Origin of the sequence: Bifidobacterium margollesii (assembly GCF_002860355.1) — a bacterium.
Classification (GTDB): Bacteria; Actinomycetota; Actinomycetes; order Actinomycetales; family Bifidobacteriaceae; genus Galliscardovia; species Galliscardovia margollesii.
Window position 1 is genome coordinate 1 of sequence record NZ_NMWU01000065.1, and the last position, 1,929, is coordinate 1,929.

Here is a 1,929-nt window from a genome sequence, read left to right on the forward strand (position 1 = left end):
GGATGCATTTGAGAAACATGGCGGTGCCGATGGTGAACGTCTTGCCGATCTGACGGCAGCTGGAGACCACGGTGCCGCCCTCGCCGCACGCGTACCGGCCGTCCCGCCTGCGGGCGAACAGGAGGTAGAGCAGGCCCTGCTGCCACGGGTCGTACCGGATGCCCGCCTTGACGGCGACCCTGTTGAGCCGGGTGAAGTCGGAGGAGACGATGCCCGACGGCTGGACGAGGTGGGCAGCGATCTCAGACAACCGACGCTCCGGCATCCGCATCCACCCCCTCCAGCGGCTCGTCGTCGAGATCGAGCAGCGGGTCACCGCCGCTCAGATCGTCCAGTTCGCGGCACACGGCGATCAGCTGCCGGCTGATCGCGGGCAGCGCGTTCGCGGGCGTGCCCGGATCGTCCAATGCGGCCTGCAGGCGGTCGCGGTTGTGCCGCAGCACGTCCTCGATCTTGCCGTCCATCATCCGCTCGAACTCACGACCCGTCAGCGGCGCCGGCCCGGCCGTGGCCTTCCCGGCGGGAGCCTTCCGCTCCTGCCGCCCACGGGCTTCGAGGAGGGCAGCTTGCCGCGGCGTAGCCAGTAGGTGACCATCTTGCGGTCGACGTCCAGCCCGTAGTCATCGCGGAGCCATTGCGAGCAACCGGCCGCGAGCGGACGTCCGATGGCCTCGGCCGTCCGCTCGCGGCGGTGATCTCCGTGCCGCAGACAGGGCATGGAAACCAGAACCAAGGAACTCTCCGACTTCCTCTACGGAGGCCGGTACCCCAAAGGCTACCCGGCCGGCCTCGAACGCATCCTCATGCGCAAGCTCCAGATGCTCAAGGCCGCACGCGAACTGCGGGACCTGCGCATACCGCCCGGCAACAGGCTCGAACCATTCAAAGGCGATCGGCGTGAGCGAAACCGCCATCGGCGAGATCGTCAACGGCAAGCGTCGCATCAGCACCGCGATGGCATGGCGACTGTCCAAGGCACTCGGCACCACCGCGGAGTTCTGGAGCAATCTCCAGAGCGATATTGCCGTGGCTGGTTGTCGATAGCTGATGTGGTTGGCTGAAAGCCACATTTTTATCGGATTGTTCACAAATTCTCTCCTTATTCGTTTTTCCTAATCACGAAGATTAGCGATTGAATTTGTTAAACGTAAATTATAGATATATACTTCGTTTAAGAATGCTAAACCGCGTATGAAAGGAAACGGAGCGAACATGACTGCGGCAACAGCAAGTCCAATGACGAAGGATTCCGAGCAACGTCTGGCAGCCGTCATTGCGTTTAACATAAAGGTGTCACTGGCGGCAAAAGGTCGCTCTCAGACGGCTCTGGCTGAGGCATTAGGTATTAAACGGTCCGCAATGTCTCAAAAAATGACCGGAAGAACAGGCTGGTCGATCATCGATCTTGTCAATGCATCGCGCTTTCTCGGCACGAGCATTGAGCACCTCATTGATGATTCGCTCTTGAACAGCATGGATGTTCCCGAAAACGAAAAAACCGTGGCGGGTGACTCCCGACCACGGTTCCTGGTGGCTCCTGCGGCTGGGCTTGAACCAGCGACCGTCCGGTACACGCGACTCGTTAATCATTCCGAATGTCCGGATTTCACGGTCTGGCTGCTGCTGTGGTCGATGGCCGTGACACGGTTCATTCGCCGGGCGAACGATCATTCTACGTTGTATAAGGGTTGAGTCAATGATGGACGCCCGGCCCCTGAAGTACGGAGGACGCGCTCCTCCACCCCTATTTCCAAAGGAGGAAACGGGATGCAGGTATGGAACACCAGATACGACATCGACCATGTGGGCCCCAGGGACGACTGGTCCGAGCCGGTCGAGCAGTGGATGCGGTTCCTTCGCACGGCTCATCGGTCGCCGGAGACGATCCGGACGCGCTGGTATCAGATCACCCGGTTCAGTCGTCTGGTC

Annotated in this window: 3 protein-coding genes and 2 pseudogenes; 3 read left to right on the top strand and 2 right to left on the bottom strand. The window is 60.6% G+C overall.

Annotated elements, in window-relative coordinates; all coding sequences use genetic code 11:
* Positions 1 to 250: pseudogene (locus Uis1B_RS11585) on the bottom strand (terminase); the annotation flags it as partial.
* Positions 243 to 467 carry a hypothetical protein gene (locus tag Uis1B_RS11590; protein ID WP_133124946.1) on the bottom strand — a complete coding sequence of 75 codons (225 nt, stop codon included), beginning with the start codon at positions 465 to 467 and terminating at the stop codon, positions 243 to 245. The gene Uis1B_RS11590 and the pseudogene Uis1B_RS11585, both read right to left, overlap by 8 nt.
* Before the next feature lie 249 nt (positions 468 to 716).
* Between Uis1B_RS11590 and Uis1B_RS11600 the strand changes: the two are divergent.
* The 3 genes and pseudogenes from Uis1B_RS11600 to Uis1B_RS11610 form a co-directional block, all read left to right on the top strand.
* Positions 717 to 845 (top strand): annotated as a pseudogene (locus tag Uis1B_RS11600) (type II toxin-antitoxin system RelE/ParE family toxin); the annotation flags it as partial.
* 52 nt (positions 846 to 897) lie between these two features.
* The gene (locus Uis1B_RS11605) at positions 898 to 1,044 is read left to right on the top strand and encodes a HigA family addiction module antitoxin (protein WP_243390368.1); all 147 of its coding nucleotides are present in this window, start codon (positions 898 to 900) and stop codon (positions 1,042 to 1,044) included.
* 168 nt (positions 1,045 to 1,212) lie between these two features.
* Positions 1,213 to 1,692: a helix-turn-helix domain-containing protein gene (locus Uis1B_RS11610; protein WP_101618391.1), complete on the top strand. Its 480-nt coding sequence runs from the start codon at positions 1,213 to 1,215 to the stop codon at positions 1,690 to 1,692.
* The last annotated feature ends 237 nt before the right edge of the window (positions 1,693 to 1,929 follow it).